Genomic DNA, 24,644 nt, shown 5'->3' with positions numbered 1-24,644 from the left:
ATTTTTAGTTTCTCTAAACCTAGAACAGTAGGGTTAAAATTTTACGCAAACGATTGTGATGGAGTAGTTGTGAGCCAAACTGCCTATTTGAGATTACATCCATTGATCGCTGCCACTTCAATTTGATTAAGCCAATTTTGGCTAATGCCTATATGTTTGCGCTATAGTACATTATATAAGATCCGTGTATAATTACGATTTCTAAATGGTGATATTTGTAGCTATACAACTTCCGGCAATTACTTTCCAATTACCGTCAATTAATTTCCACACCCTGATGTAACTGAAATCTCCATCAATAATTTGATCTAAATAGGTGCCTTCAAGTTTTATTTTAACCGAAACAACTGCAGAATCCTGTATTAAACGAATAAGCTGTTCACTTGAAACAATAGTGCTTATTTTAAGATGTCCGGAGCGATAATTTTCTAAATCGGTCTCCTTTGTAATTGTTTGTCCAGAAGGCAGGTTGAAAAGCAGATCGTTATGCAATAAATTTTCTAATGTAGCTACGTCACTTTCTTTAATCGCCTTTAATAACTCATTTTCCTTTGCCTCGATCTGTTTTAAAATTAGTTCTTCCATAGTTTATATTTTATTTATATATGATGTTTATGTTTTGGCTGCCCGTCCAATTACATCCATTCATCGCTGCCACTTTCAATCTGGTAAAGCCAATAGTTGGCCAAGGCCTTGATTTCGGTATAATTTCCATACTTGAAACGAATGATGCCCGCTGCGGTATGCAAATGCAAATGACCTACATCTACAGCTTTATGCCAAGGAAACTGAAAAGTGGTGATGGTCTGTATTTTATGGGAGAAGATTATTTCTTGGGAGATGTCCCAAATCCCCGATTGCTTGGTCAAAAGCTCCTGGTTTACGGTTAGCCTGTGTTTGGTATAACTGATATAGATCATGAAGATGCCAATCACGGCATAAGCAATGGCAAATGGATAAAAGGGCTTTAAAGTGGGTATATTGAGGTATAAAATGATATAGATCACAACAGGCAACACAATATTGAAGAAGATGGGCAAATTGAGAAACCTGAAATTTGGGATAAAAACCTGTCCTTTGGCTGGTGCTTTGCCCAAAATCATTTTTAACAGCACTTCTTTCTCGCCAGGACTGCAACCGGGGATTTCCAAATTAGATTTACGCCTGTCTTTTTCATTATCAGCCTCTCCGGCGTGAGCCTGTTTGAGGTAAAAATTCATGAAATTGAACTTCTTTTGGAAATAGTTCTGGCTATAAGTGGTAATCTGTACCTTTTTTGGGTTCAATAAGGTATTGTTGCGTGAGAACAAGCCCGACCCAATCAGGAGGGAATCATTATGCTTGCCGATCTGGAAGTCGAAAAACCTGATGAAAGTACGGATAATATTAGTAGCCAATAAGATCACCAGCACTACAGCAATCAATAAGCCTATCGAAAAGAAAGTTGCACTTCTTTCCAATACACTTTCTACCTGTCCCTTATCCGAATCGAAGGCTTTGAGCAGTTCTTTGGCATTATGGAAAACGGCAAAGGCAAAACCAATTAATAGGGCTAAACTCCGGCCATAGTTTGAAGTCAAACCTACCTTTAGCAAGGTGCTGGGACTGATTTTTAGCCATGGGGTATCGACAACAAGCGGTTTTGGCTCTTCATTAAGGGTTTCTGCAATCGCACTCTGTCTTCTATTTAGCAGCTTTTCTTTTAAATGGTAGGCACTCTGTTCATCAATTGCCTTAATGCCCACTTCTTTCTTCTCGGTGCCTGGCGTATCGATATGCAGGCTGTAAATGCCGATTACTTTCTGCAGTAAAGATTGGTTGATGTTAACCTGCTGGATTTTGTCGAGCTTTATGGTAAGTTGCGTACGGTTAAAAATACCTTTGTTGATCACAAATTCTTGCTTGTCATCATCTAAAAAGAAAGTAAACCTGCGATAGCCCCAATAGCCAAATACAAGCGAAACGATTAAAATACCACCAATCATAAGGGCAAAATAGATCATCTGCTCATGATCGGCCTTATAGATCATGATGGCAATAGGTATGATAAATGCCCTGATCAGGTGTTGTAGCATATTGGCGGTCATGATGATAACGCCAGTTATCGATTGTCGCTGTGGTTGGCTAAAATCCTGGTTCATTATTCGCTCGGTGTTGCTGGAGTGATCAAATCCAATCGTTTAACCAATGCCTCCTTGATAATTTTGGCTTTTTCTGCCTCAATTCCGGCTATATGCATATGGCCTGTTTGTCCGCCAGCCGTAAATAGCTGTAGCGTAGCCAAGCCAAACATCCTCGAGAAAAGCCCTTCGTCTAAGGCCACATGCTGTATCCTGTTCAAAGGAACAATGGTGGTGGTTTCGGCTATGATCCCACTTTTATAGATGATGTCTTTTTCGCGCAGGGCAAAGCCTCTTTTTTTAAAGCTTGCCCTATAAAGCACAATAAGCAACAGCCAGAAAACAAGGTAAGCACTACAGATCAGTACTAAATAATTACGTACTTCCTCATTGAACACCAAAAACGTGGCTAATCCGCCACTAATGATCAAGAAACTGAGGAGCAGATTAATGAGAATGACCTTCCAGTACTTGGAATGCGGCGCAGTAAGCTTCGTTTCTTGGTATTTGGGCAGCTGATCCAGGTCGATCGTTTCATTTGTAAAATTGAGCATCGCAAAGGCCTAAATGAATTTTGTTAGGCTAATATAGCAATGAAAACGAAGATTTGAAGCAATTGGCGATTAAATGCGTACTAGCGTACCACGATCATCTTTTTAGTAGCGGCATATTGCCCAGAAGAGGAAACGATTTTGTAGATATAGATGCCTGGGGGCAGGTAATGGAGGTCTAGTTGTATGGTATGTTTGCCGGTATTAAGGTATTCGTTGATTACGGTCTGCACAATTTTCCCCTGCAGGTTGTAGATCTTGAATTCTATTTTGTCTGAAGCTGGCATAATGATGTCAACAGAAGTCAGATCCCTGGCAGGATTAGGATAGTTCTGTGTTACGGTAAACTGCAAAAAACGTTCGGCAATAATCTTGTTAATGGTGTCAAAAAGCACAAAGCTGATTAACCTGTTGCCCCTAGCGTTGGGGTGGACGGCATCCTGGTACAAGCTAAAATCCCTGCGCATTACCGCGTTAATATCCGCCAGGTAAATGCCGTATTCCTTTACCAGTCTTTTGTAGATTTCATTAATGAGCCTCACCTGTACATTTGCCCTTCGCAGGCGTGCATCTTGGCGGTCGTCGAAGTTTTGGAGCGTACAAACAATCGGAATCAGGTTTTGATTGAGCGACCTAACGATGAAAGTCCGCATATTTTCTTCGGTTTCGGCTATTTTCTGTCTGCCGGCCTCGATATCCAAGGCATCATTGGCCCCCATTAGTATAACGATGAAGCCGGTTTTGCCGATTGTGGCATTGTCTATCCTTAATAAGCCTTTACCAGTAGTTTCGCCTGGAACTCCATATTTTTGAACATTAATGGTTTTCCCGGTGTAGCAGTTTAAGAAATTGGTGGTGAGGTAAGACTGAAAATCAAGTCCGTTTACGCCAGCTACCGTGCTTGCACCAAAGGTGATCACGTTTACGCTGTCTTTAGCATAATATTTGGCAGATTCAGGACAGCTGGCTCCGGTAATTTGAGCAGTTGACCTAAAGCTTAACCCCAATAAAATTGCTAAGTAGAGCGCTAATGCCCGAAATCTCATCCCTTTTTAATGTTAGATAGCGCAAAAATAAAGCTATTCGGCCACAAATATATAATTATTACAAATGCTATTTATAAGCTTGATTTACTTTTAGTTAAAGTTGACAATCGAGTTAGCTTCCATTGTTTTTTAGCAGGCTTTGGCAAAAAGCATATATTTGTTTAAAAATATAAATGATATGCAAGAAATCAAGAATTATGTTGAGGCGAATAAGCAACGCTTTTTAGATGAGCTTTTCGAATTATTGCGTTTTCCATCGGTAAGTGCTGATCCAAAATATAAAGGCGATGTGTTAAAAACGGCCGATTTTGTAGCCCAAAAATTGAAGGATGCTGGTGCAGCTAACGTAGAAATCTGCGAAACGGCTGGCTATCCAATCGTTTACGGCGAAAAAATTATCGATCCAAGCTTGCCAACCGTGCTGATTTATGGCCACTACGATGTACAGCCACCTGATCCACTGGAGCTTTGGCACACGCCGCCTTTTGAACCTACTGTGCGCGACGGCAAAATTTATGCCCGTGGCGCCTGCGATGACAAAGGCCAGTTCTACATGCACGTAAAAGCATTTGAGCTGATGATGCAAACCAATACTTTGGCCTGCAACGTTAAATTTATGATTGAAGGCGAAGAGGAGGTAGGATCGGCCAACTTGGGTATTTTTGTGAAAGCAAATGCAGCCCGCTTAAAGGCCGATGTAGTGTTGATTTCTGATACCTCGATGATCAGCATGGAAAATCCTTCTATCGAAACCGGCCTACGTGGCTTGGCTTACATGGAAGTTGAAGTGGTTGGTCCAAATCGCGACTTGCATTCTGGTGTTTATGGTGGCGCAGTAGCTAATCCAGCTACCATTTTATGTAAGATGATTGCCTCATTGCACGACGAAAACAATCACATTACCATTCCTGCATTTTATGATAAAGTAATCGAGTTGACGGATGCTGAAAAAGAAGCATTGAATTCGGCACCATTCGATTTGGATGAATACAAACAGGATTTGGATATCAAGGCAGACTGGGGCGAAAAAGGCTACAGTACTTTAGAACGTACCGGTACCAGACCAACCTTAGAGGTAAACGGTATTTGGAGCGGCTATATTGGCGAAGGTGCCAAAACTGTATTGCCAAGCAAAGCCAATGCTAAAATTTCGATGCGTTTGGTGCCTAACCAGAGCTCAGACGAAATCAGCGAAATCTTTACCAAGCATTTCGAAAGCATTGCACCAGACTATGTAAAAGTTAAAGTTACTGCGCACCATGGTGGCGAACCTGTGGTTACTCCAACAGATAGCGTGGCTTACCGTGCAGCAGAGCAAGCAATTGAAGAGAGCTTTGGCAAAAAGCCTATCCCAACACGTGGTGGAGGCAGTATTCCAATTGTAGCTTTGTTCGAAGATGTATTGGGCATTAAATCGGTATTATTCGGTTTTGGCCTAGACAGCGATGCCTTGCACTCGCCAAACGAAAAATATGATATTTTTAATTACTACAAAGGCATTGAAACTTTGCCTCTGTTTCACAAATACTACGCTGAATTAAGCAAATAATGGATTTTGGTCCAACAAAAAAGCTCGCCAATTTTGGCGAGCTTTTTTTATGATAGGATTTTGAAATTAACCCCTCGAAACATAAGCGCTTTCGCTGATGATTTCTGTTTTAAGTGTTTTGAATTTTTCTACCCCGATCCTTGAAGTTTTATCCATGTCTACCGAATATAAGTCTGTAGAACCGTTTAAAACCAATTTAGAATTGCTTTTGATGCTGGTATATAGGTTTTCTGTTTTGGCGTTGAGCTCTACTTTGGCTGCATCGCTTAAATAAAGTTGCAGGTTTTTGAGTACTAGTGCCTCATCGGTTCTTACAGTGGCGTTCTCAGAAGCCAATATCCTAAAGATGTCGTCAATATAAACCGTAACCTTCGCATTCTTTGCATTGTTGTCTGAACTGATAAACAAAGAATTGCCTATCTTTTTAACTGTAACTTCGTCCGTGCCATCGTTAGTATACAAAACCTTTGATGTAGGATTTTGACTAAGGGTTACTTCTACGTTTCCGTTAACAATCAGTTTTTTGATTGATGAAGGAGCGATAGCGTTTGCCGAAACTGTAGTTGCTTTTAAATCATCGCTTGCATAAGCTGATGTTGATATTGCTAATGCAATTAATCCAGTAGCAAAGAATGTTTTGATTGAAGTTTTCATGACCTTGGGTTTTTTGTAATTAAGACCCCATCTGCCAAGAAACGTTTCAGCCCTTTTCCCGTTTTTATACCAACACTCCCTAACTATCGATGAACTGCCATTGAAAATATACCAAACTCGGTTACATTTTGCTGTTTGTTATTCATTTATAGGTGTTTATCCAATTTTATTTATTGCTTTACATTTGAGCAAGGTTTCGTAATTTTAGCCAATGCCTCCTGCCAAAAGAAAAACAACAAGAAAGCCACAGCAAAAGAAGAAGAAAGGATGGTCGCTCCATCTCAAATTTGCCATTGCAGGGCTGTTGCTGGTTCTTTTGTCTCCCTTTTATTATGGCTACATCCTCAAAGTGGCGAGTGCAACCTGGTATTGGCTGCGCCATCCGGGCGAAGATAAAAACTACCGTACCTACGAAAGCTACAACATCCGGATTCCCAAAAAGTACACCATTCATGGCATCGATGTATCTTACTACCAAGGGCGGATAGATTGGCAAAAAGTAAAAAACATGGAAGATGACGGCGTAAAAGTTTCTTTTGCCTTTATCAAAGCCACAGAAGGGGTGTTGATCGTAGATCCCTGTTTCCAGCGCAATTGGCGAGAAGCACCCAAGGCAGGACTTAAAGTAGGGGCCTATCATTTTTTTAGGCCTAAGAAATCGGGCTTGTGGCAAGCCAACTTCTTCCTGCAAACCGTGAGTAGCGAAAAGGGCGATTTGCCACCAGTGGTAGATATAGAAAGCCTCGACGGCGTTTCGCCAGCCCAAATGCGTAAAGAACTCAATGCCTTTATCATCCAGATAGAAAACCGGATCAAGGTAAAACCCATCATTTACACGGGCTTAAAGTTTTATCAGGATTACCTGCAGGGCTATTATAAAGATTATCCTTTTTGGGTGGCGCATTACCATCAGCCCAAGCTTAAGCTTAACCAAAAGGACTGGAAATTTTGGCAACATTCAGATAAGGCACGCATCAATGGCATTAACCATGTGGTAGATTTCAATGCCTTTAATGGAGACAGCTTGGCTTTTGATAATTTGCTGAAAAAGTAGTTGAAGCAGATTCCGTGTCTTTTGGTTTTTAGAAAAGCAAAACCTGAAGCACTGGGGCAAATGTAGCCCCGCTGTACGCTTTTACTTCGTGCCAGCTTCCATCGGGTTTAGTAAACATTGGGTATTGCTGCTATGTTCTTTGTACTAGCCCAGGTTAAATAACTGCAGTAAAATTGTGCTTCAAAAAATCGAAAAACAATTATTGACACATCTTAAATAGTCCACTTTTCGCAGGTATCCAAGAATTTTTGATCTGCATCGGCACCAATTCCTATGGCTTCTGGCACATCGAGGATAAAGCCATCATAAGTTAGGCCTCCAATTACCGGATCAACCAAATGGCCCAGCAAACAGGTGTCTAGATCGAAGAAGATTACATTTGGACTGGCCAATGCGAAATGGAGATTGGCCGTAAGGGCTATTCTGCTTTCGAGCATGCTGCCTATCATGCATTTAACGCCTTTTTGCAAGGCTTCTTCATGTATCTTTTGTGCTTCTAAAATACCGCCAGACTTGGCAAATTTAATGTTTAAGTATTCGCAAGCCTGTGCGTTGATCAGCTTTCGGGCATCGTGGTGGTTATAGCAACTTTCATCGGCCATGATTTTAATATGCGAGTTGAGGCTGAGTTCTTGCAATCGGTCGTCATACCAGGTGCGCATCGGCTGCTCGCAGAATTCTATGTTTTGCGAAGCCAATTCGCCCAAAGCCAAAAGCGCATCGTCAAAGCTCCAGCCCTGGTTGGCATCCAGGCGCAAGGTCATCTCCTTGCCAACGGCAGCCCTGATTTGTTTGACACGCTCAATATCGTCATGCACTTTTTTGCCTAATTTGATTTTTAAAATTCTGCAACCACTTTTTTGGTGCTTCAAAGCCATCAACGACATTTTTTCGGGCGTATCGATCCCAATCGTCATATCGGTTTCTATCGCACGTTTGTGCCCGCCTAAGAATTTATATAAAGGCAATCCAGCTTTCTTGGCTGCAATATCAAATAAAGCCATATCAAACGCACTCTTGATGGTGGCATTATGGTCGGCATAGGCCAAGAGGTCTTGCATGCGTTCTGGTATTTCGAGCGGGTTTTTGCCTTTCCAAATCAGTGCAAAATCCTTCGCCATCGCAATGCAGGTATCTTGGGTTTCGCCCACAATCATCGGAAATGCCGAACATTCGCCAATGCCATAAATGCCAGAATCAGTATAGATTTTGATCAGTACATTTTGTGCAAAGTGCATAGTGCCGGTTGCAATGACAAAGGGCTCCATGGGAATGCTGAAACGATAGATTTCGGTATGCGTGATTTTCATTTTGTGGGCTATAAGATTTGAGAACTAAGGTAAAAAACAAAAATTAATCTAAAGAGGCAATTAGATAATTAATAGATTTACGTGTCGAATTAAATTCCATTTTCCTTCTTCCATTTTACATTAGCCATGTCAGAACCCAACAGCCTCATCCACGCCTCATCGCCATATTTATTGCAACATGCCTACAATCCGGTACAATGGTACGAATGGGGGCAAGAAGCCTTGGAAAAGGCAAAAGCAGAAAATAAGCTGATCTTGGTTAGTATCGGTTATTCGGCCTGCCATTGGTGCCACGTAATGGAACACGAAAGTTTCGAAGACCATGAAGTTGCCGAGGTAATGAATCAGCATTTCATTTGTATTAAAGTAGACCGTGAGGAACGCCCAGATATTGACCAGATCTACATGTTGGCCGTGCAATTGATGAACGGCAACGGTGGCTGGCCCTTAAATGCCATTTGTTTGCCCGATCAGCGTCCTATTTATGGAGGTACTTATTTTAGGAAACCAGACTGGATCAATATCCTGCTCAATTTGGCTACATTATGGAAAGACGAACCGAAAAAGGCTACAAATTATGCCGAACGGTTAACCGACGGCATTAAGCAGGCAGAACAGATCATTCCTTTTAAAGGAGAAATCGATTTTTCAATGGCGCAGCTCACCGAGATTATCGAGCCCTGGAAACGCCATTTCGATATTACCGAAGGTGGCTATAACCGTGCACCCAAATTTCCTTTGCCCAATAACTGGAGCTTTTTATTGCGCTATAGCTTTTTGGCAGCCGACGAATCTGTTTTTGCTGCGGTTTGTGGCACATTGGAAGCCATGGCCATGGGCGGTATTTACGATCAGGTAGGAGGTGGCTTTGCCCGTTATTCGGTTGATGATAAATGGCATGTGCCCCATTTCGAAAAAATGCTGTATGATAATGCCCAGCTGATCAGTTTGTATGCCGAAGCTTACCAATGCCTTAAATTTCAGCCCTTTGTGCAGGTTATTGTAGATACGATTGATTGGAGTTTTAGAGAGATGAGTGCACCGAACGGCCTGTTCTATTCGGCTTTAGATGCCGATAGTGAAGGTGTAGAAGGCAAGTTTTATGTTTGGGACAAGGAAACATTCGACCGTGTAGTAGGCGAAGAAGATGCGCCATTGTTAGCAGAATATTTCAATGTAACCGGGGAAGGCAATTGGGAGGAAGAGCAAACGAATATCCTGAGAAGAACCCTTAGCGATGAAGTTATTTTGGCCAAATACAATATAACTGCGGAAACTTTATACGATAAAGTAGCTTTGGCAAAGGCTAAACTGCTCGATGAACGAAGCAAAAGAATAAGGCCGGGTTTGGACGATAAATGTCTAACGGCTTGGAATGCCATGATGATCAAGGCTTTGGCTGAAACGGCACAGGTATTGGATTACGAATTGTACCACGAACGCGCAAAAACAGCTGCCAGTTTTATACTGAGCGATCTGGTTGCACCTGATGGCGGCTTGTACCGTAACTATAAAAACGGAAAGGCAAGCATCCCAGGCTTTTTAGATGATTATGCCTTTATGATCGAGGCCTTGATTGCCCTTTATGAAGCAGATTTTAATGAAGAGTGGCTGGCCGAAGCAAAAGCTTTAACCAATTATGTGTTGGCCAATTTCAAAGATGAAGCAAACGATATGTTCTTCTATACTGCCGGTAATGGTGAAGAACTCATTGCACGTAAGCACGAGGTAATGGATAATGTAATTGCGGCCTCTAATTCGGTAATGGCCCAGAACCTGCAAAAACTAGGACTATTTTACGATGATGAAACCTATACCCAAAAAGCATCGGCCATGCTGGCTTCGGTTTTGCCTAGAATTAAGGCTTATGGTTCTGCCTATTCAAACTGGTGCATCCAATTGTTGAATGAGGTATATGGCATTAACGAAATAACCTTAACGGGTGTAGAGCTAGGAACAATTAAAAATGAATTCAATGCATTGTACATTCCGAATAAAATTATGTTGGGCGGAACAAAAAGTGAACTCCCTTTGTTAAAAGATAAGCAAAGCCAAGAAACAAAAATCTATATTTGCCGAAATAAAACTTGCCAACTGCCTGTAAGAACGGTTGCCGAGGCAGTAAAACATATAAATTAAAAAGAAAAGAATGAATATCAATTCAAACACCGTAGTGTCTATTACTTATGAATTGCACACTACTACACCAGAAGGTCAGCAAGTTTTTGTTGAAAAAGCAAATGAAGAAAACCCATTAGTGTTCTTATTTGGCGTAGGCATGATGTTGCCAAAATTTGAAGAAAACTTGCAAGGTTTACAAGCAGGCGACGAGTACAGTTTTGAGCTTTCTCCAGCAGATGGCTATGGCGAAATTGATCCAGCTGCCCATGTAGACTTGCCTATTGATATGTTTAAAGAAGCTGGAGGCGATTTGCCAAACGTTGGCGATGTAATCCCATTGCAAGATAACCAAGGAAACCATTTCCGCGCAGGTGTAACTGGTGTACACGAAGAATTCATTTCAGTTGATTTGAACCATCCGATGGCTGGTAAAAACCTGATCTTTGCTGGAAAAATCTTGACAGTTCGCGAAGCAACTGCCGATGAATTGAGCCATGGCCACGCACACGGTGCCGATGGTCATTCAGGTCACTAATCCATATAAAATTAAAAGGGGCGTTAAATTACTTAACGCCCTTTTTTTATGCTTAAAAATGATTAGTTGCCCTTGGTTTTGCTGCATTTATCACAAATGCCATAAGCAATCAGGCTAATGGTATTGGCGGTAAAGCCATCTGGGATGTTGATGGCGGGCACTTTGGTCTCTAGGCAATAGATCTTATGGCAATTGGTGCAATTGAAATGCAGGTGCTCATCATGATGGTGGTGTGCCGTACAAGCCGACGAACAGATTGCATAATTGGCCGTTCCATTAAAATCGATGATGCGGTGCAAGATGCCTTTGTCTTCATAAGTGTTGAGAATACGATATAAGGTTACCCTGTCTATCTCCTTGCCCAGCTTCTTCTCCAAATCAGGTTGCGAAATAGCTGCCTTGTCGGCTGCAATTTCTTCGAGCACACGTACGCGTTGACGCGTGTTTTTAAGCTGATTTTCCCTTAAAATATCTACAGGATTTCTCTTTTGCATTGTGTTAGAGTGCTTTGCCTGCCATTAAACTGATCGGCGGATTGTCCATGGCATTGGCTGTACTTAATTTCAATGTTCCTTTGATCTTTACCGTTTGGTAAGTGAATTTAATCGGTTCGGCCAGTTCAACCATCACCATAATCGGCACGCCGTTTTTGCCGCAAAAGAAACATTGGTTAATTGGTAGGGTAGAGAGCATAAATTTGCTTTGCTTCATCCCGTCTTTAATAGGCACGATATAGCCTTCTAGTTCAAAAGGCTTGTTGGCATGTTTTTTAATGTCGTTGCTAAAGATGGCATACATTTCGGTGTCTTTCACCGTCTTAAAATCAACGCTGCCGATAATATCCCAGTTTTCAGACATGATCTGGTCGCTTGGGTCATGTTGCGCCTTTGCTACAAATCCGAAGCCGGTTAATAATAAAAGGATGATACTTAGTTTTTTCATTAGTTAATCATTTATTTTAATGGTTATGAAGCGATCGTGTGCGACCAGATTTTATTTGTTTCGGTTAATATGTTGTTGCACACAATGCTTTCATCAATTAATTAATTTTAGTTTTTGGCAAGTATTTTAGAAATATTAGAACGATAAGCTTGCAAAGCAGGTATAATAGAAGCAAATATACCGATACCCAACCCAGCAAGCAAGAGATACACCTCTGTAGGGATGAAAACCAATCCACTCAGCTTTGCCTGGCTGCTTTCTTGGTAATGTGCAATCAATTGCAGTGCCAAATGGCCTAAACCCATGCCTACTATGGTACCAATAATGGTCAAAATCAGTCCCTCGAGAATAATGATGACAAACAATTTGGTTCTCGAAGCGCCTAAAGTACGCATAATAGCCAAGTCGTAGCTTCTTTCCTTTAATGAATTATAAAGGTTTACAAATACGCTGATGGCCGCAATGAGCATAATCAATACGGCAAACCATTGCAAAGTATCTACGCCCACCCCAATTAACGAGAATAAGCGGGTGCTTTCCATGGCAGGAGAGGCCGATTGCAGGTTGGTGCCCTGATTAACCATTCTCGGAAACATGACCACCGACATTGGGGAGCGGTACTGGATCAGCAAAGAAGTGATTTCCAGGTTTTGTATTTCTGCAGTAGGGCTTGGACCAGGTTCATCATGATGTTCATGCTCGCCAGCTTTTTCAGGCTCTTCGTGCATTTTCCAAACGCTGGCAATATTGGTTAAGATCAGGTTGTCGGTTACATTGCCTTGCGGAGCCAAAATGCCCACCACTTTATAGGCATGGTCTTTATGGATGTCGGCATTGCCGGTTAAGCCGTGTGCACCAAAGAAAGTGTCTCCTACCTTTAATTTTTCGTTTTTGGCTACGGTTGCCCCAATGGCTGCTTCCAAGTCTGCTTTCCAAAATTTTCCGTCTTGTACCTTCAGTTTGTAAAGGCTGATGAAATTAGTATCGGTTCCCACGATACGAACGCCATTGTAATTATCGCCCAAGGCCAATGGCGTTGCCCGCTTTACAAAAGGGCTATGCGCCAATTCATTGGCGTCTTTCAAAGGAATATTGCCCGTTGGAAAGTCAATGTAGTAAATGCTGCTCAAAATCAGTTGCAATGGACTGCCCTTGGCGCCAACTACCAAATCTATATCCTTGGAGTTGTTGTTCAGCTTTTCTTCAATTTGGGTCGATGCCAATAACAAAATGGTTAAAATGCCCGTACCAAAGGCAATGAGCATCACGTTTAAGGCCGATGAAAGCGGTTTAGCTGCTAAACTCTTCCAACTTATTTTAAATGGGCTCATGTCAAGTCGTAAGTATGGGTAAACGCGTCTTTCACTCTTTTGTCATGGGTGGCTACAATTAAAGTGGCCTGGTTTAGCCCCGACTGTTGCAACAACAAATCCAGTACAGCTTGGGCATTTTTATCATCCAAGCTAGAGGTGGGTTCGTCGGCTATCAAAAGGGCAGGCTTGTTGATTACGGCCCTGGCAATAGAAATACGTTGCAACTGACCTTGACTGAGCTCGTTTGGATAAGCATTTTTCTTGTGCAGCATATCCAATGATTTCAATACCTCATCAATCCGTTCGTGGCTTTCGGGCAGTTTGGCGAAACTTTGGGCCAATAATAGATTTTCGGCTATGGTTAGGCTTTTGATCAAATGAGGCCTTTGAAAAACAATGCCTATTTGTCGGCCCCTAAAGCGGTCGAGTTCTTTAGAAGACAATTTGTAGATAGAAGTTTCGCCAATGCGTACTTCGCCAGCCTTAGGCCTCAAAATTCCTGTTAGAATATGCAAAAGGGTCGTTTTTCCGCTACCAGATTGACCTAATAACAGCCATTGTTCGCCATCATTGATCTGCCAGTCTTTAAAACTGAGTTGTTGCGTACCATTATAGCTATGGGCTACCGCCTGAATTGAAATCATTTGTGCTTAAGGCCATTTAGCCTTTCGTATACAAAAATAGTATATGCAATTCAATTGCATTAAAAATTATGTAAAGTATTTGCTACTGCCCCAATAAAAAATCCCATCAAGTTTAAAGCCTGATGGGATCTATCAAAAAATAGCGATGCTATTATTTGTACATTTCTTCGCGTTGTTTCATTACATCGGCATTGTTGATGTACTCGTCATAAGTCATCAATTTATCGATAATGCCCTTAGGCGTAAGCTCGATGATCCGATTGGCAACCGATTCGGTAAGGGCGTGGTCACGAGAGGTGAAAAGCATGGTTCCTTTAAAATCGTTCATGCCGTTGTTCAAGGCAGTGATCGATTCCAAGTCCAAGTGGTTGGTCGGCTCGTCGAACATCAGGAAGTTGGCTTGTTGCAGCATCATTCTAGAGAACATACAACGCATTTTTTCGCCTCCAGATAGCACTTTTACGTTTTTAAGTACTTCTTCTCCAGAAAAGAGCATGCGGCCCAAGAAGCTTCTTACAAACTGCTCGTCGGCATCGGTGCCTGAATATTCGCGCAACCAATCTACCAGGTTCTCGTTCTTTCCTTCAAAATAGGTAGAATTGTCATTTGGGATATCAGCAGTGCTAATGGTTACACCAAATTTAAATTCACCTGTATAATCTTTATCGTAGCCTGCTAAAATATCGTAGAAAGCGCTGGTCGCTAAACTGTTTTGAGATAAAACAGCAACTTTATCGCCTTTGTTGAGCATGAAGCTGATGTTTTTGAACATTACTTCGCCGTTGGCGGTTTTTCCCAGGTTTTCTACCTGTAAAATCTGGTCTCCAGCTTCGCGGCCAACATTGTTGAACATAATGGCTGGGTATTTCCTGCTCGAAGCCTTGATTTCAGAAATATCTATCTTATCTAATGCTTTCTTACGTGAAGTAGCCTGTTTAGATTTAGAGGCATTGGCGCTAAAGCGTTGGATAAATTCCTGCAGCTCTTTAACTTTCTCTTCCAGTTTTTTGTTCTGGTCGCTGCGTTGTTTCAATGCCAATTGACTCGATTCGTACCAGAAAGTATAGTTACCAGTATAAATGCTCATTTTGCTGAAGTCGATATCCACAATGTGTGTACAAACCGCATCTAAAAAGTGCCTATCGTGAGATACCACCAAAACAATGTTCTGGTAATCGGCCAAGAAATTCTCTAGCCAGGCGATGGTATCGATGTCCAAATCGTTGGTAGGCTCATCCAGTAGCAGGATATCAGGATTTCCAAATAGGGCCTGTGCCAAAAGCACACGTACTTTTTGGTTACCATCAAGCTCTTTTAACAATTTATAATGATGTTCTTCTTTGATGCCCAAGTTGCTCAATAGGGTAGCAGCGTTGCTTTCCATGTTCCAGCCATCTTTTTCGGCAAAAAGATTTTCCAGTTCACCCGCACGTTCGCCATCTTTCTCGGTAAAATCTTCTTTAAGGTAAATGGCATCTTTTTCCTTCATGATGTCGTACAATTCCTTGTGGCCCATCATTACGGTTTCGATTACAGAAAATTCATCAAATTCGTAGTGGTTTTGCTTCAATACGGCCATGCGTTCGCCAGGAGTAAAGGCTACACTACCGGTAGTGGCACTTACATCGCCAGAAAGAATTTTGAGGAAAGTGGATTTACCTGCGCCATTGGCCCCGATTACACCATAGCAATTGCCATGTGTAAATTTAAGGTTAACTTCTTCAAAAAGAGTACGTTTGCCGTAACGTAGTGATAAATTAGATACTGAAATCATGTTGCTGAAAAATAAGCTGCAAAGGTACGCAAATTTTTTGCTTATACCTAAGCTATTTCCGCTTTGCGATAGGGTACAAAACAAAAAAGGCAACCTTTTCAGATTGCCTTTCGTATTTCTTAGTTGCTTAAACTAGTAGTTCCAAGTGAAACGTTGTCTTCTCGATGCATCTGCAGAGAAAATCAACTGTGTTGGAATCCTGAATTCTGCTTCAACCGCTTTTCCATTGTAGGTAGAAGGGATCCACTCGATATTGAATTCCAAGTTTTTAGTATTGATTTCAGTTGAGTAGTTATTGCCTCTGATGCTGTAGTTTACAAAATATTTTACATCATCGGCTGATTTTACTTTCGCAACGATTTCTACATCGGTTGGCTTATTGTAAACGATCATGTCTTTAGGATAGGCTGCTTTTGCTCTCTCGCCCAATAGCGATACAATTTGGTCGATTGAACAGATAGGCAGTGGCGCAGGCGCATTCTTTACTGCTTCTGGATCTTTGCTCAAAATGGTAAGCTCTATTTTTTTGATCGCTACCGTATCGATGTACAACAACTTTTTCAGTTCGTAATTGTACCTGATGAAAACGGTTTTGTTGTTGTTGAAACCATACCAATTTCCAGCTCTTTCGTCATTTTTATAAGATCCTCTGATCCATACATTTTTATCTGGATTCTCAATAAAATATGCGCCGTCTAACTTATTATTCTCGTTAATATTGTAAGTTAGTTTCGAATCGTCCGAAAGGGTTTTTGTTTTTTGGACTGGGTTAAATATGGCCGCAACGAGAGCGCCAGTAATGATTAATGGAAGTGTGATTGCTTTCATATTGGAAATGAGTTAGTTATTCTAAAGATAAGTAAAATGTTACACTTCTCAAAATTTTTATAGTTAGAGATGAACAATTTGGAATTAAAGGGCAGGATGATAAATGCGCTATCTAAGCAAGAAATAGATACTTATGCTGCGTTGATTATAGCCAGTGATGATTGGCAGGTAAAAGACCTGATCGACCTCACTTTCGACAATGATGATAAAGTTGCCTTCAGGGCTTCTTGGATCATGGAAAACGTTTATGAGAACAAAATAGAAAAATTCCTGCCTGCCTCAGGCTATTTTTTGGAGCGCTTTGCTACACAGGAAAATTCTTCGTGCAGGAGACATTATTGTAAAATATTGGCTCTGATGACCAAGAAAAATGCAACATCGGAAATCAAGGCTATGCTTGCAAACTACCCATTGGAAGGACTGATAGCAACCGTATTTGCCTGGCTTATTGATGAAGCGGTTCCGGTTGCCATCAAATCACATATCCTCAATATTCTGGCTAACCTTAGTACGCGGCAGGATTGGATCAGAGAGGAACTTTTGCAAACCATGGAATACCTGGTAGACAAAGAGAGCATTGCCTTTTTTGCCAAAGTAAAACAGATCAGGAAACAGTTGAAGGCTAGTCCGAAGTCTAGAGTCTGAAGTCGATAGTCAGTTTACAGTTGCCAGTTGTTAGTTAACAATTTAACAATTAACCTTAAAACATTCCAACTTTACAATCTTCTAATAATTAACAATACAAAGATAAATCACAATTGTGAAATGTCTATTTTTGACCTTATGAACAATACATACGAAATCATATCTAACGTAATCAAAAACCGCAGGAGTATTTTTCCTGCCAGTTATACCAATCAAGAAATTCCTGTTGAAGTTATCGAGCAGATTTTGGAAAGTGCAAATTATGCGCCTAGCCATAAGCTTACCCAGCCTTGGCGTTTCACCGTAATCAGAAAAGAAGGAAAGGCCAAGTTGGGCGAAACTTTAGGCCAATTATATAAGGCAAATGTGTCTGCAGAGAAATTTATGCAGAAAAAATACGACAGCTTTGGCGAGAAAACAGCTCAGGCTTCTTGTATTTTAGCGATCAACATTCAGTTTAATCCTGATAAATTACCTGCCTGGGAAGAAATAGCGGCTACAGCCTGTGCCGTTCAGAACATCGCCTTAACGGCCGAAGCTTTAAATATAGGTGCTTACTGGAGCTCGCCACCGCTAATTGACGATTTGGGTGAATTTTTAGGATTGGCGCCTAATGAAAAATGCTACGGATTGTTTTACATGGGCTATCACGAAGAAGAGCAACGCGAAGCAAACAGAACACCAATGGCTGAAAAGGTAACTTGGATCGAGGGCTAATTCAGTTGTTAGTTGCTAGTTCTCAGTTTGCAATTCAATAATTAACCGATTAACCAACTCTTAAAATAGCTAATGGACGTAAAATCTTCCTTGTATCAACTGTGTTTAACTTTCGTGGAAAAACGTATTGAAACAGCCAAAACTGCTTTGAAACAGGCAAGAGAGGCGAGTAACGACGATACCAAGAGCAGTGCCGGCGATAAGTTCGAAACAAGCCGCGAAATGGCCCAGCAGGATATCGAGCGCAATACCCGTTTGCTTGCAGATGCAGAAGAGCAGTTGAGGGGACTTGAGCTCATCAAGGAACTTCCACCGGCAACGCAGGCAAGAAATGGGGGATTGGTTTATACAGATCAAGGCAATTTTTACCTGAGCATTAGCGCAGGACAACTCTTGTTAGATGGAAAAGTTTATTTTGCCATTTCGGTGGCATCGCCCATTGGAAAATTGTTTATGGGCAAACAAAAAGGCGATGAAATAGATTTCAACGGCAAGAAATATCGAATTACAGCAGTCTTGTAAACAAAAAAGCCGGCAATCAGCCGGCTTTTTTGTTGGTTGGCTTATTAAAGCTCTTGTTTATACTGTAATATAAGTTTTTTGCGGTATAACGCCCAGGATCTATGATGCGCCTTATCGTATATAAAGGATAGTCTTCGTCTCTTTTTGTGGATAATATAAAGGCGGCCTTAAAACCATGTTCCTTTAATTTATGGAGTGTAGACGCTTTATAAACCCCATAAGGATAGGCGAAATACTCGATCTTTTTACCAGTTAGCTCAGCTAAAGTCTTTGTAGGCTTATCGATCTGTGTAGCCCAATCTTCTTCAGTAAATTGGGCAAAGTTTTTATGGTCGTACGTATGGCTGGCTATTACATTTCCATCATCAGATAATTCCTTGATCTGTGATTTGCTCATGTATCGTGGCCTTCCAATGGAAACGGTCATGATAAAATAAACAGCCTTAAACCCATACTTTTTTAGTTCTGGCGCTGCAACAGTATATTGGTCAAGGTCCGTATCGTCAAAAGTAATCATTATTGACTTTGGCGGAAGCGATGTACCATAAACCAAATAATCATAAAGCTGATCTGGCAGAACAGTATGATAGCCACTATCGGCCAACATTTTTAAATGTGCTTTAAAATTATTTGGCGGAATAATGTCGTCATGCGCCCTTTTAGAATCGGATGCTTTCCAATCTCTGATTTGATGATAGCAGAGCACAGGAATTTCCTTTCTGGACAAGATCGTTTTGCTATCAGCAGGCTTTAAACTAGTGACTATTGTTGCTGGCTTTGTAGTTGCTTTTTTTTGCTCTTTTTTAGGAGGATTTGATTGACAAGATAAAAGAAATAAATAGGGAATAAGGGCTAGGCATAAATAGGATTTCACTTCACTAGAAACTGTTTTTAATGCTGTTGCTTAATGTTTTAGGGCTCCAGTAACCACTGGCGATAATCCTTCTGATGGTAAATAAGGGATCTTTTTCATCGCGTTTGGTTGATAATTGGAATGCCATTTTGAAACCGCGTTTTTTAAGTTCCGGAATTCCTTCTGCATTCCATAAGCCAAAAGGATAAGCAAACTCGGTCATTTTTTTGCCGGTAATGTCTTCCAGTTTTTTGGTAGGCTTATCCAACTGCTCTTCCCAATCTTTGCCTGCATATTTTTTAAAGTTCTTGTGGTCGTAGGTGTGGCTTCCAATTACATTGCCTTCTGCAGCTAGTTGTTTAATCTGATCTGAACTCATGTAATCAACAAACTTTCCTTTTTTGCCAATAGAAACGGTCATGATAAAATAAACCGCTTTGTAGCCATATTTCTGTAAAGTAGGGCGAACAATAGTAAACTGATCTAAATCGGTATCGTCAAAAGTAAGCATGATGGGCTTGCTTGGCAGTTGCGCGCCGGTATTGAGGTAAGCGTAAAGCTGATCGGGCAAAATGGTATGGTAGCCGCTATCAGCCAACATTTTGATCTGGTCTTTGAAATTCTGGATTTCTACAATGTAGTCTTTACCAACTTTTCCATCTGTTGGTTTCCAGTTGCGTACCTGGTGATAGCATAAAATAGGCACTTGCTTGCGTGCCAAGATGGTTTTGGCATCGGCAACCTTGATATCGCCGATTGCTACAGGAGTTGTATTTTCAGCAGTAGTTGAAGTTTTGGCATCAGCTGTGCTATCGGTACCTGTTTTTGGGGCGTTAGACTGTGATTTTGATTGACAACCCAATGCTAAAATAAGCGAGGCTGCCACAAGTGATAAGAAAGTTTTTCTCATGGTTAATATTTATGTTACAAAACTATGAAAACAAGACAGATTTGCGCGATAATTTTTTAATGCTGTGGATAAAAACATTGTATATGCAAAGAAAAAATATGCAAATCTCAATCTTCTTATCTTTTTTACAAATAAAACTATAGCCGACAGTACATTTTAAATAAATTAGGCCTTTATTTATCAATCAACTCTGTAATGAAATCATCATGAGCACACCGCTCACAAAAGGCAATGATATGCTCATGATAGCTTCATAACCACTAAAAAACAATTATGTACTAATGAAAAAACTCTACTTCCTCTTGTTTTTTGTTTTACTGTTGGGCGTACAGGCTTTTGCGCAAACCAAAACCATTTCCCTAACAGAAACTACTCCCGCTCCAGAAAGAGCAAATTACCAGGCTGCGGCTCGTTTCTCGCCTAATAAGCTGAGAAAAATTATCTACTCTACAGCCGTAGATCCGCATTGGCTAAAACTGAGCAATAGGTTTTGGTACCAGTACGAAACCCCAAATGGCAAGCAATGGTATATTGTTGAGCCGGCAGCAAGAAGCAAAAAAACGCTTTTTGATCCTGCTAAAATGGCAGCGCAAATTACCATGATCATCCGCGATCCTTTTGATGCACAACACTTGCCTATCGAGAACCTTAAGTTTGCGAAAGACGAAAAAAGCATCACCTTCGAGGTTAAAAGTACAACTGATGAGGTAAAACCTGATCGGAAAGATAAAAAAGCGGCCGATTCGATGCAGAAAAAGATCTATTCTTTCAATTATGAGTTAGCCAGCCAAAAACTGACCGAAATTCCAAACTTCCAAAAGCCCAAAGCCAAACCATCTTGGGGCTCGGTAGCACCAGATTCATCGGCCATTATCTTCTCCCGTAATTACAACTTGTACTGGATGGACAAAGACAACTACAAAAAGGCGGTTAAGAATGAAGAAGACAGCACCATTGTAGAACATCAATTAACCAAAGACGGCGTGAAGTTCTATTCTTATGGTAGCGATGGCGATGGCGAAAACAATGAAGACAATATCAAAAACAACAAGAAAAGACGTGGTGCCTATGTATTATGGTCGCCAGATTCTAAGTATTTCGTTTTAGATAGAACGGATTCTCGTCAGGTAAAAGACCTCTGGGTCATCAACAGTGTTTCGGCCGGAAGACCAACCTTAGAAACCTACAAATACCAAATGCCAGGCGAAAAAGAAGCGCCTATCGACGAGTTTGTGTTGTTCGATTTTGCCAAGAAAACTTACAAAACCATCAATACCACGGCTTTTAAAGACCAAAGCATTGGGGCTTTTGGCAAAGAAACCCTAAATAAGGACAGAGACAACGAGTTTCGTCCCTCTATTTGGCAGGGCGATAACAGCAAGTTCTATTTTGCTCGTACCAGTAGGGATCTGAAGCGTGTTGACATTTGTACCATTGACATTAATACGGGCAAAGTAACTGCCTTGATCGAGGAGCGTTTCAATACTTATGTAGAAGTACAGCGCCCGGGCTTGATTGATGGTGGCAAGGAAATCATCCATTGGAGCGAGCGTGATGGCTGGGGCCATTTCTACCTGTTTGATGGCAATGGCAAGTTGAAAAACCAAATTACTACGGGTTCTTTCCACTGTGAAGGTATCGTTAACATTGATGAGAAAAACCGTGTACTTTACTTTACGGCCAATGGTCGCGAAGGAAAAGAAGATCCGTATTATTTGCACTTGTATCGCATCAATTTTGATGGTACAGGCATGAAACTGTTAAATAGCGGCGATTTTGACCACGCTGCCAACATGAACGACGAGAACAAGTTCTTTGTAGACAATTTCTCGCGTGTAAATACCGTTCCAAAATCTGTTTTGCTAGATAACGAAGGCAATAAAGTAATGGACTTGGAAACTGCCGATTTATCTTTATTGATGGCGACAGGCTACAAATTCCCTGAGCCCTTCAAAGTTAAAGCAGATGATGGCATTACTGATATTTATGGCGTAATGTACAAGCCGTTCAACTTCGATCCGAACAAAAAATATCCGATCATTGAGTATGTTTACCCAGGTCCGCAAACCGAGGCGGTAAACAAATCCTTCGGTCGTGCAATGGATCGTGTAGATCGTTTGGCGCAATTGGGTTATATCGTAATTACCGTGGGTAACCGCGGGGGTAATCCGGCGCGTTCTAAATGGTACCATACTTATGGCTACGGCAACTTGCGCGATTATGGTTTGGCCGATAAAAAAGCAGCCATCGAGCAATTGGCAGATAAATACTCATTTATCGATGCCAGCAGGGTAGGGATCACTGGCCACTCTGGCGGTGGCTTCATGTCGACTGCAGCTTTGTTAGTTTATCCAGATTTCTTTAAAGTGGCAGTTTCTGCAGCGGGTAACCACGATAACAGCATCTATAACCGCTGGTGGAGCGAAAAGCACCATGGTGTAAAAGAAGTGGTTTCGGCCAAAGGCGATACGACTTTCAAATATGCAATTGACAAAAACCCTGATTTGGCGAAAAACCTAAAAGGACATTTGCTATTGATGCATGGCGATATCGATAACAACGTACACCCGGCTAACTCTATCCGCGTGGCCAATGCCTTGATCAAAGCCGGAAAAAGATTTGACTTTATGATTGTTCCGGGTCAGCGTCATGGTTTTGGCGATATGACCGAATACATGTTCTGGCGTTTGGCCGATTATTTTAACAATTACCTGTTAAATGATTTTTCTCAATCTGTAAACGTAAACATTACGGAAATGGACAGGGAAATAGAACGAAAGCAATAACATTCACAATAAGCCTCGGTAATTTATCGGGGCTTATTTGTTTTAAAACACTATTTTTAAGTATCCTAACTTATTATCAGATGAAAAAACAATTATTTATCCTGTCGCTAGGTGCGTTGGCCTTGGCTTCGTGTCAATCGTCAGACCAAAAATCAGCAGGCGTAGCAGCAGATTCGGTATCCTTGAAAGCCATTAACGATTCGGCTTTTGCGAAGCACATTGCGGTATTGGCCTCAGATGAGTTTGAAGGCCGCAAGCCCTTTACTGCCGGAGAAACCAAAACCATCAATTACCTTAAAACGGAATTTGAAAAATTGGGATTAAAACCAGGCAATGGCGATAGCTATTTTCAGGAGGTGCCTATGGTCGACATTAAATCGACACCAGGAACGATGATGATTAAAAGCGCTACGGGTACGAATGGCACCACTTTAACGTATTTGGATGATTTTGTAGCTGCTACCAGACATGTAAGCAACCAAGTGAAGCTAGAAAATTCTGAAATGGTTTTTGCCGGCTATGGCATTGTAGCTCCAGAGTATAAATGGAACGATTACGAAGGCTTAGATGTAAAGGGAAAAATCGTTGTGGTGATGGTGAACGATCCAGGCTTTTCAGATACGACCTTGTTTAAGGGAAAAACCATGACTTATTATGGCCGTTGGACCTACAAATTTGAGGAAGCTGCACGTCAAGGCGCTACAGGAGTTATTATTATTCATGATACGGCCCCGGCAAGTTACCCTTGGAGCGTAGTGAGAAGCGGCTGGTCTAAATCGAAGCTGTATTTGGATGCCAAAGACAATAATAACTCGAGAGCCCTAATGGAAGGCTGGATTACCCTTGATGTAGCCAAAAACCTGTTTAAAATGGCTGGAAAATCGGAAGAACTGATGAAGCAGGCAGGGCAAAAAGGCTTTAAACCAGTTGATTTGGGGTTGAAACTATCGATCACCATTAATAACACTATCAAAAAATCGATTTCTAATAATGTGGTGGCCGTTTTGCCAGGAACCAAAAGAGCTGATGAATACCTGATTTATTCGGGCCATTGGGATCATTTGGGCAAAGGAGAAGCCATTAACGGCGATTCGATTTATAATGGTGCAGTTGATAACGCTACCGGAACCGCGGCGCTGTTGTTATTGGCCGATGCCTTTAAAAAAGCCAAAGATCAGCCAGAACGTTCTATTTTGTTTATTGCCTTGACAGGTGAGGAGCAAGGTTTGCTGGGCTCTGAATATTACGCCTCGCATCCGCTAGTGCCGGTAAACAAAACGGTTGCCGATATCAATATCGATGCCATGGAAGCTTCTGGAATGAGCAAGGATATTGTAGTAGTAGGTTATGGACAATCTGAGTTGGAAGATTATTTAACCGAAGCGGCTAAAAAACAGGAGCGCGTGGTGGCTAAGGATCCAAACCCTTCGGCCGGTTCTTATTTTAGGTCAGACCATTTCAATTTTGCCAAAGTGGGTATCCCGGCATTGTATACGGGCAATGGAATTAACAATGTAAAACATGGTGAAGCTTGGGGCAAGGCACAACAAGAAGATTATACGAAAAACCGTTACCATGCACCTGCGGATAATTTTGAGCCCGCTAAATGGGATTTCTCGGGAATGGTGGCAGATTTAAGGTTGTTGTTTGATGTGGGCTATCGCTTAAGCAACGAAAGTACTTTTCCGGGTTGGAAAGAAGGTTCTGAATTTAAAGCCATCAGAGCGAAAAGCATGAAATAAAGAAAGCGTAAAATATATAATTAACCCC

At 41.3% G+C, this 24,644-nt stretch carries 23 protein-coding genes; 9 read left to right on the top strand and 14 right to left on the bottom strand.

Annotated features, from left to right (window positions below; genetic code table 11):
- Positions 1-201: 201 nt before the first annotated feature.
- The 4 genes from AC570H_RS10250 to AC570H_RS10235 all read right to left on the bottom strand — a co-directional run bounded on the left by AC570H_RS10250 (position 202) and on the right by AC570H_RS10235 (position 3,717).
- Complete coding sequence (locus AC570H_RS10250) at positions 202-585, bottom strand: nuclear transport factor 2 family protein (RefSeq protein ID WP_497354353.1); 384 nt, start codon at positions 583-585, stop codon at positions 202-204.
- Between the two features lie 50 nt (positions 586-635).
- Positions 636-2,141, bottom strand: a complete 1,506-nt coding sequence (locus AC570H_RS10245) for a PH domain-containing protein (RefSeq protein WP_497354351.1) — start codon at positions 2,139-2,141, stop codon at positions 636-638.
- Positions 2,141-2,674: a PH domain-containing protein gene (locus AC570H_RS10240; protein ID WP_497354349.1), complete on the bottom strand. Its 534-nt coding sequence runs from the start codon at positions 2,672-2,674 to the stop codon at positions 2,141-2,143. Before AC570H_RS10240 ends, AC570H_RS10245 begins: the two co-directional genes overlap by 1 nt.
- A gap of 80 nt (positions 2,675-2,754) precedes the next feature.
- Positions 2,755-3,717, bottom strand: coding sequence for an SGNH/GDSL hydrolase family protein (locus AC570H_RS10235; protein ID WP_497354347.1), 963 nt, complete (start codon positions 3,715-3,717; stop codon positions 2,755-2,757).
- Positions 3,718-3,895: 178 nt separating this feature from the next.
- On the opposite strand from AC570H_RS10235, the gene AC570H_RS10230 reads away from it, so the two are divergent.
- On the top strand, positions 3,896-5,266 hold the full coding sequence (locus tag AC570H_RS10230) for a dipeptidase (RefSeq protein WP_497354345.1): 1,371 nt from the start codon (positions 3,896-3,898) through the stop codon (positions 5,264-5,266).
- Positions 5,267-5,332: 66 nt separating this feature from the next.
- On the opposite strand, the gene AC570H_RS10225 is transcribed toward AC570H_RS10230, so the two are convergent.
- Positions 5,333-5,920 (bottom strand): GIN domain-containing protein, encoded by a 588-nt coding sequence (locus AC570H_RS10225; protein WP_497354343.1) that lies wholly within the window; start codon positions 5,918-5,920, stop codon positions 5,333-5,335.
- A 211-nt stretch (positions 5,921-6,131) separates the two neighbouring features.
- On the opposite strand from AC570H_RS10225, the gene AC570H_RS10220 reads away from it, so the two are divergent.
- The gene (locus tag AC570H_RS10220) at positions 6,132-6,974 is read left to right on the top strand and encodes a glycoside hydrolase family 25 protein (protein WP_497354341.1); all 843 of its coding nucleotides are present in this window, start codon (positions 6,132-6,134) and stop codon (positions 6,972-6,974) included.
- 212 nt (positions 6,975-7,186) lie between these two features.
- Here AC570H_RS10220 and AC570H_RS10215 read toward each other — a convergent pair whose 3' ends face one another.
- On the bottom strand, positions 7,187-8,284 hold the full coding sequence (locus AC570H_RS10215; protein ID WP_497354339.1) for a mandelate racemase/muconate lactonizing enzyme family protein: 1,098 nt from the start codon (positions 8,282-8,284) through the stop codon (positions 7,187-7,189).
- 126 nt (positions 8,285-8,410) lie between these two features.
- On the opposite strand from AC570H_RS10215, the gene AC570H_RS10210 reads away from it, so the two are divergent.
- Together AC570H_RS10210 and AC570H_RS10205 are read left to right on the top strand one after the other, a co-directional pair.
- Positions 8,411-10,423, top strand: a complete 2,013-nt coding sequence (locus tag AC570H_RS10210; protein ID WP_497354337.1) for a thioredoxin domain-containing protein — start codon at positions 8,411-8,413, stop codon at positions 10,421-10,423.
- Between the two features lie 10 nt (positions 10,424-10,433).
- Entirely contained in the window at positions 10,434-10,940 is a 507-nt protein-coding gene (locus tag AC570H_RS10205; protein ID WP_497354335.1) for an FKBP-type peptidyl-prolyl cis-trans isomerase, read from the top strand.
- A 62-nt stretch (positions 10,941-11,002) separates the two neighbouring features.
- On the opposite strand, the gene AC570H_RS10200 is transcribed toward AC570H_RS10205, so the two are convergent.
- The 6 genes from AC570H_RS10200 to AC570H_RS10175 form a co-directional block, all read right to left on the bottom strand.
- Entirely contained in the window at positions 11,003-11,434 is a 432-nt protein-coding gene (locus tag AC570H_RS10200; protein WP_497354333.1) for a Fur family transcriptional regulator, read from the bottom strand.
- 4 nt (positions 11,435-11,438) lie between these two features.
- Positions 11,439-11,882: a hypothetical protein gene (locus AC570H_RS10195; RefSeq protein ID WP_497354331.1), complete on the bottom strand. Its 444-nt coding sequence runs from the start codon at positions 11,880-11,882 to the stop codon at positions 11,439-11,441.
- 107 nt (positions 11,883-11,989) lie between these two features.
- Positions 11,990-13,213, bottom strand: coding sequence for an ABC transporter permease (locus AC570H_RS10190; RefSeq protein WP_497354329.1), 1,224 nt, complete (start codon positions 13,211-13,213; stop codon positions 11,990-11,992).
- Complete coding sequence (locus AC570H_RS10185) at positions 13,210-13,839, bottom strand: ABC transporter ATP-binding protein (protein WP_497354327.1); 630 nt, start codon at positions 13,837-13,839, stop codon at positions 13,210-13,212. The genes AC570H_RS10190 and AC570H_RS10185 overlap by 4 nt, the downstream gene beginning before the upstream one ends.
- 151 nt (positions 13,840-13,990) lie before the next feature.
- Positions 13,991-15,613 (bottom strand): ABC-F family ATP-binding cassette domain-containing protein, encoded by a 1,623-nt coding sequence (locus AC570H_RS10180; RefSeq protein ID WP_497354325.1) that lies wholly within the window; start codon positions 15,611-15,613, stop codon positions 13,991-13,993.
- A gap of 132 nt (positions 15,614-15,745) precedes the next feature.
- Positions 15,746-16,441 (bottom strand): hypothetical protein, encoded by a 696-nt coding sequence (locus tag AC570H_RS10175; protein ID WP_497354323.1) that lies wholly within the window; start codon positions 16,439-16,441, stop codon positions 15,746-15,748.
- Positions 16,442-16,510: 69 nt separating this feature from the next.
- Here AC570H_RS10175 and AC570H_RS10170 point away from each other — a divergent pair, with 69 nt between their 5' ends.
- The 3 genes from AC570H_RS10170 to AC570H_RS10160 all read left to right on the top strand — a co-directional run bounded on the left by AC570H_RS10170 (position 16,511) and on the right by AC570H_RS10160 (position 18,325).
- Entirely contained in the window at positions 16,511-17,086 is a 576-nt protein-coding gene (locus AC570H_RS10170) for a HEAT-like fold family protein (RefSeq protein WP_497354321.1), read from the top strand.
- A gap of 138 nt (positions 17,087-17,224) precedes the next feature.
- A complete protein-coding gene (locus tag AC570H_RS10165) occupies positions 17,225-17,803 on the top strand; it encodes a nitroreductase family protein (protein WP_497354319.1) in 579 nt (192 codons plus the stop codon).
- A gap of 114 nt (positions 17,804-17,917) precedes the next feature.
- Positions 17,918-18,325, top strand: a complete 408-nt coding sequence (locus tag AC570H_RS10160) for a 3-oxoacyl-ACP synthase (RefSeq protein ID WP_497354317.1) — start codon at positions 17,918-17,920, stop codon at positions 18,323-18,325.
- 16 nt (positions 18,326-18,341) lie between these two features.
- Here the strand turns inward: AC570H_RS10160 and AC570H_RS10155 are convergent, their stop codons facing one another.
- Both AC570H_RS10155 and AC570H_RS10150 read right to left on the bottom strand, forming a co-directional pair.
- Entirely contained in the window at positions 18,342-19,052 is a 711-nt protein-coding gene (locus tag AC570H_RS10155) for a polysaccharide deacetylase family protein (protein WP_497354315.1), read from the bottom strand.
- 151 nt (positions 19,053-19,203) lie between these two features.
- A complete protein-coding gene (locus AC570H_RS10150) occupies positions 19,204-20,088 on the bottom strand; it encodes a polysaccharide deacetylase family protein (protein ID WP_497354313.1) in 885 nt (294 codons plus the stop codon).
- Between the two features lie 281 nt (positions 20,089-20,369).
- On the opposite strand from AC570H_RS10150, the gene AC570H_RS10145 reads away from it, so the two are divergent.
- Together AC570H_RS10145 and AC570H_RS10140 are read left to right on the top strand one after the other, a co-directional pair.
- Complete coding sequence (locus AC570H_RS10145; protein WP_497354311.1) at positions 20,370-22,874, top strand: S9 family peptidase; 2,505 nt, start codon at positions 20,370-20,372, stop codon at positions 22,872-22,874.
- Between the two features lie 80 nt (positions 22,875-22,954).
- Complete coding sequence (locus AC570H_RS10140; protein WP_497354309.1) at positions 22,955-24,616, top strand: M28 family metallopeptidase; 1,662 nt, start codon at positions 22,955-22,957, stop codon at positions 24,614-24,616.
- Positions 24,617-24,644 lie beyond the last annotated feature (28 nt).

Source organism: Pedobacter sp. B4419, from assembly GCF_059693725.1.
This window is presented reverse-complemented; position numbering and strand designations above follow the sequence as displayed.

Coding starts and splice junctions, on each gene's coding strand:
- AC570H_RS10215 (WP_497354339.1), bottom strand. CDS start 8,284: ATGAAAATCACGCATACCGAAATCTATCGTTTCAGCATTCCCATGGAG.
- AC570H_RS10235 (WP_497354347.1), bottom strand. CDS start 3,717: ATGAGATTTCGGGCATTAGCGCTCTACTTAGCAATTTTATTGGGGTTA.
- AC570H_RS10150 (WP_497354313.1), bottom strand. CDS start 20,088: ATGAGAAAAACTTTCTTATCACTTGTGGCAGCCTCGCTTATTTTAGCA.
- AC570H_RS10185 (WP_497354327.1), bottom strand. CDS start 13,839: ATGATTTCAATTCAGGCGGTAGCCCATAGCTATAATGGTACGCAACAA.
- AC570H_RS10190 (WP_497354329.1), bottom strand. CDS start 13,213: ATGAGCCCATTTAAAATAAGTTGGAAGAGTTTAGCAGCTAAACCGCTT.
- AC570H_RS10165 (WP_497354319.1), top strand. CDS start 17,225: ATGAACAATACATACGAAATCATATCTAACGTAATCAAAAACCGCAGG.
- AC570H_RS10240 (WP_497354349.1), bottom strand. CDS start 2,674: ATGCTCAATTTTACAAATGAAACGATCGACCTGGATCAGCTGCCCAAA.
- AC570H_RS10225 (WP_497354343.1), bottom strand. CDS start 5,920: ATGAAAACTTCAATCAAAACATTCTTTGCTACTGGATTAATTGCATTA.
- AC570H_RS10175 (WP_497354323.1), bottom strand. CDS start 16,441: ATGAAAGCAATCACACTTCCATTAATCATTACTGGCGCTCTCGTTGCG.
- AC570H_RS10145 (WP_497354311.1), top strand. CDS start 20,370: ATGAAAAAACTCTACTTCCTCTTGTTTTTTGTTTTACTGTTGGGCGTA.
- AC570H_RS10220 (WP_497354341.1), top strand. CDS start 6,132: ATGCCTCCTGCCAAAAGAAAAACAACAAGAAAGCCACAGCAAAAGAAG.
- AC570H_RS10170 (WP_497354321.1), top strand. CDS start 16,511: ATGAACAATTTGGAATTAAAGGGCAGGATGATAAATGCGCTATCTAAG.
- AC570H_RS10200 (WP_497354333.1), bottom strand. CDS start 11,434: ATGCAAAAGAGAAATCCTGTAGATATTTTAAGGGAAAATCAGCTTAAA.
- AC570H_RS10180 (WP_497354325.1), bottom strand. CDS start 15,613: ATGATTTCAGTATCTAATTTATCACTACGTTACGGCAAACGTACTCTT.
- AC570H_RS10250 (WP_497354353.1), bottom strand. CDS start 585: ATGGAAGAACTAATTTTAAAACAGATCGAGGCAAAGGAAAATGAGTTA.
- AC570H_RS10210 (WP_497354337.1), top strand. CDS start 8,411: ATGTCAGAACCCAACAGCCTCATCCACGCCTCATCGCCATATTTATTG.
- AC570H_RS10205 (WP_497354335.1), top strand. CDS start 10,434: ATGAATATCAATTCAAACACCGTAGTGTCTATTACTTATGAATTGCAC.
- AC570H_RS10140 (WP_497354309.1), top strand. CDS start 22,955: ATGAAAAAACAATTATTTATCCTGTCGCTAGGTGCGTTGGCCTTGGCT.
- AC570H_RS10230 (WP_497354345.1), top strand. CDS start 3,896: ATGCAAGAAATCAAGAATTATGTTGAGGCGAATAAGCAACGCTTTTTA.
- AC570H_RS10245 (WP_497354351.1), bottom strand. CDS start 2,141: ATGAACCAGGATTTTAGCCAACCACAGCGACAATCGATAACTGGCGTT.
- AC570H_RS10195 (WP_497354331.1), bottom strand. CDS start 11,882: ATGAAAAAACTAAGTATCATCCTTTTATTATTAACCGGCTTCGGATTT.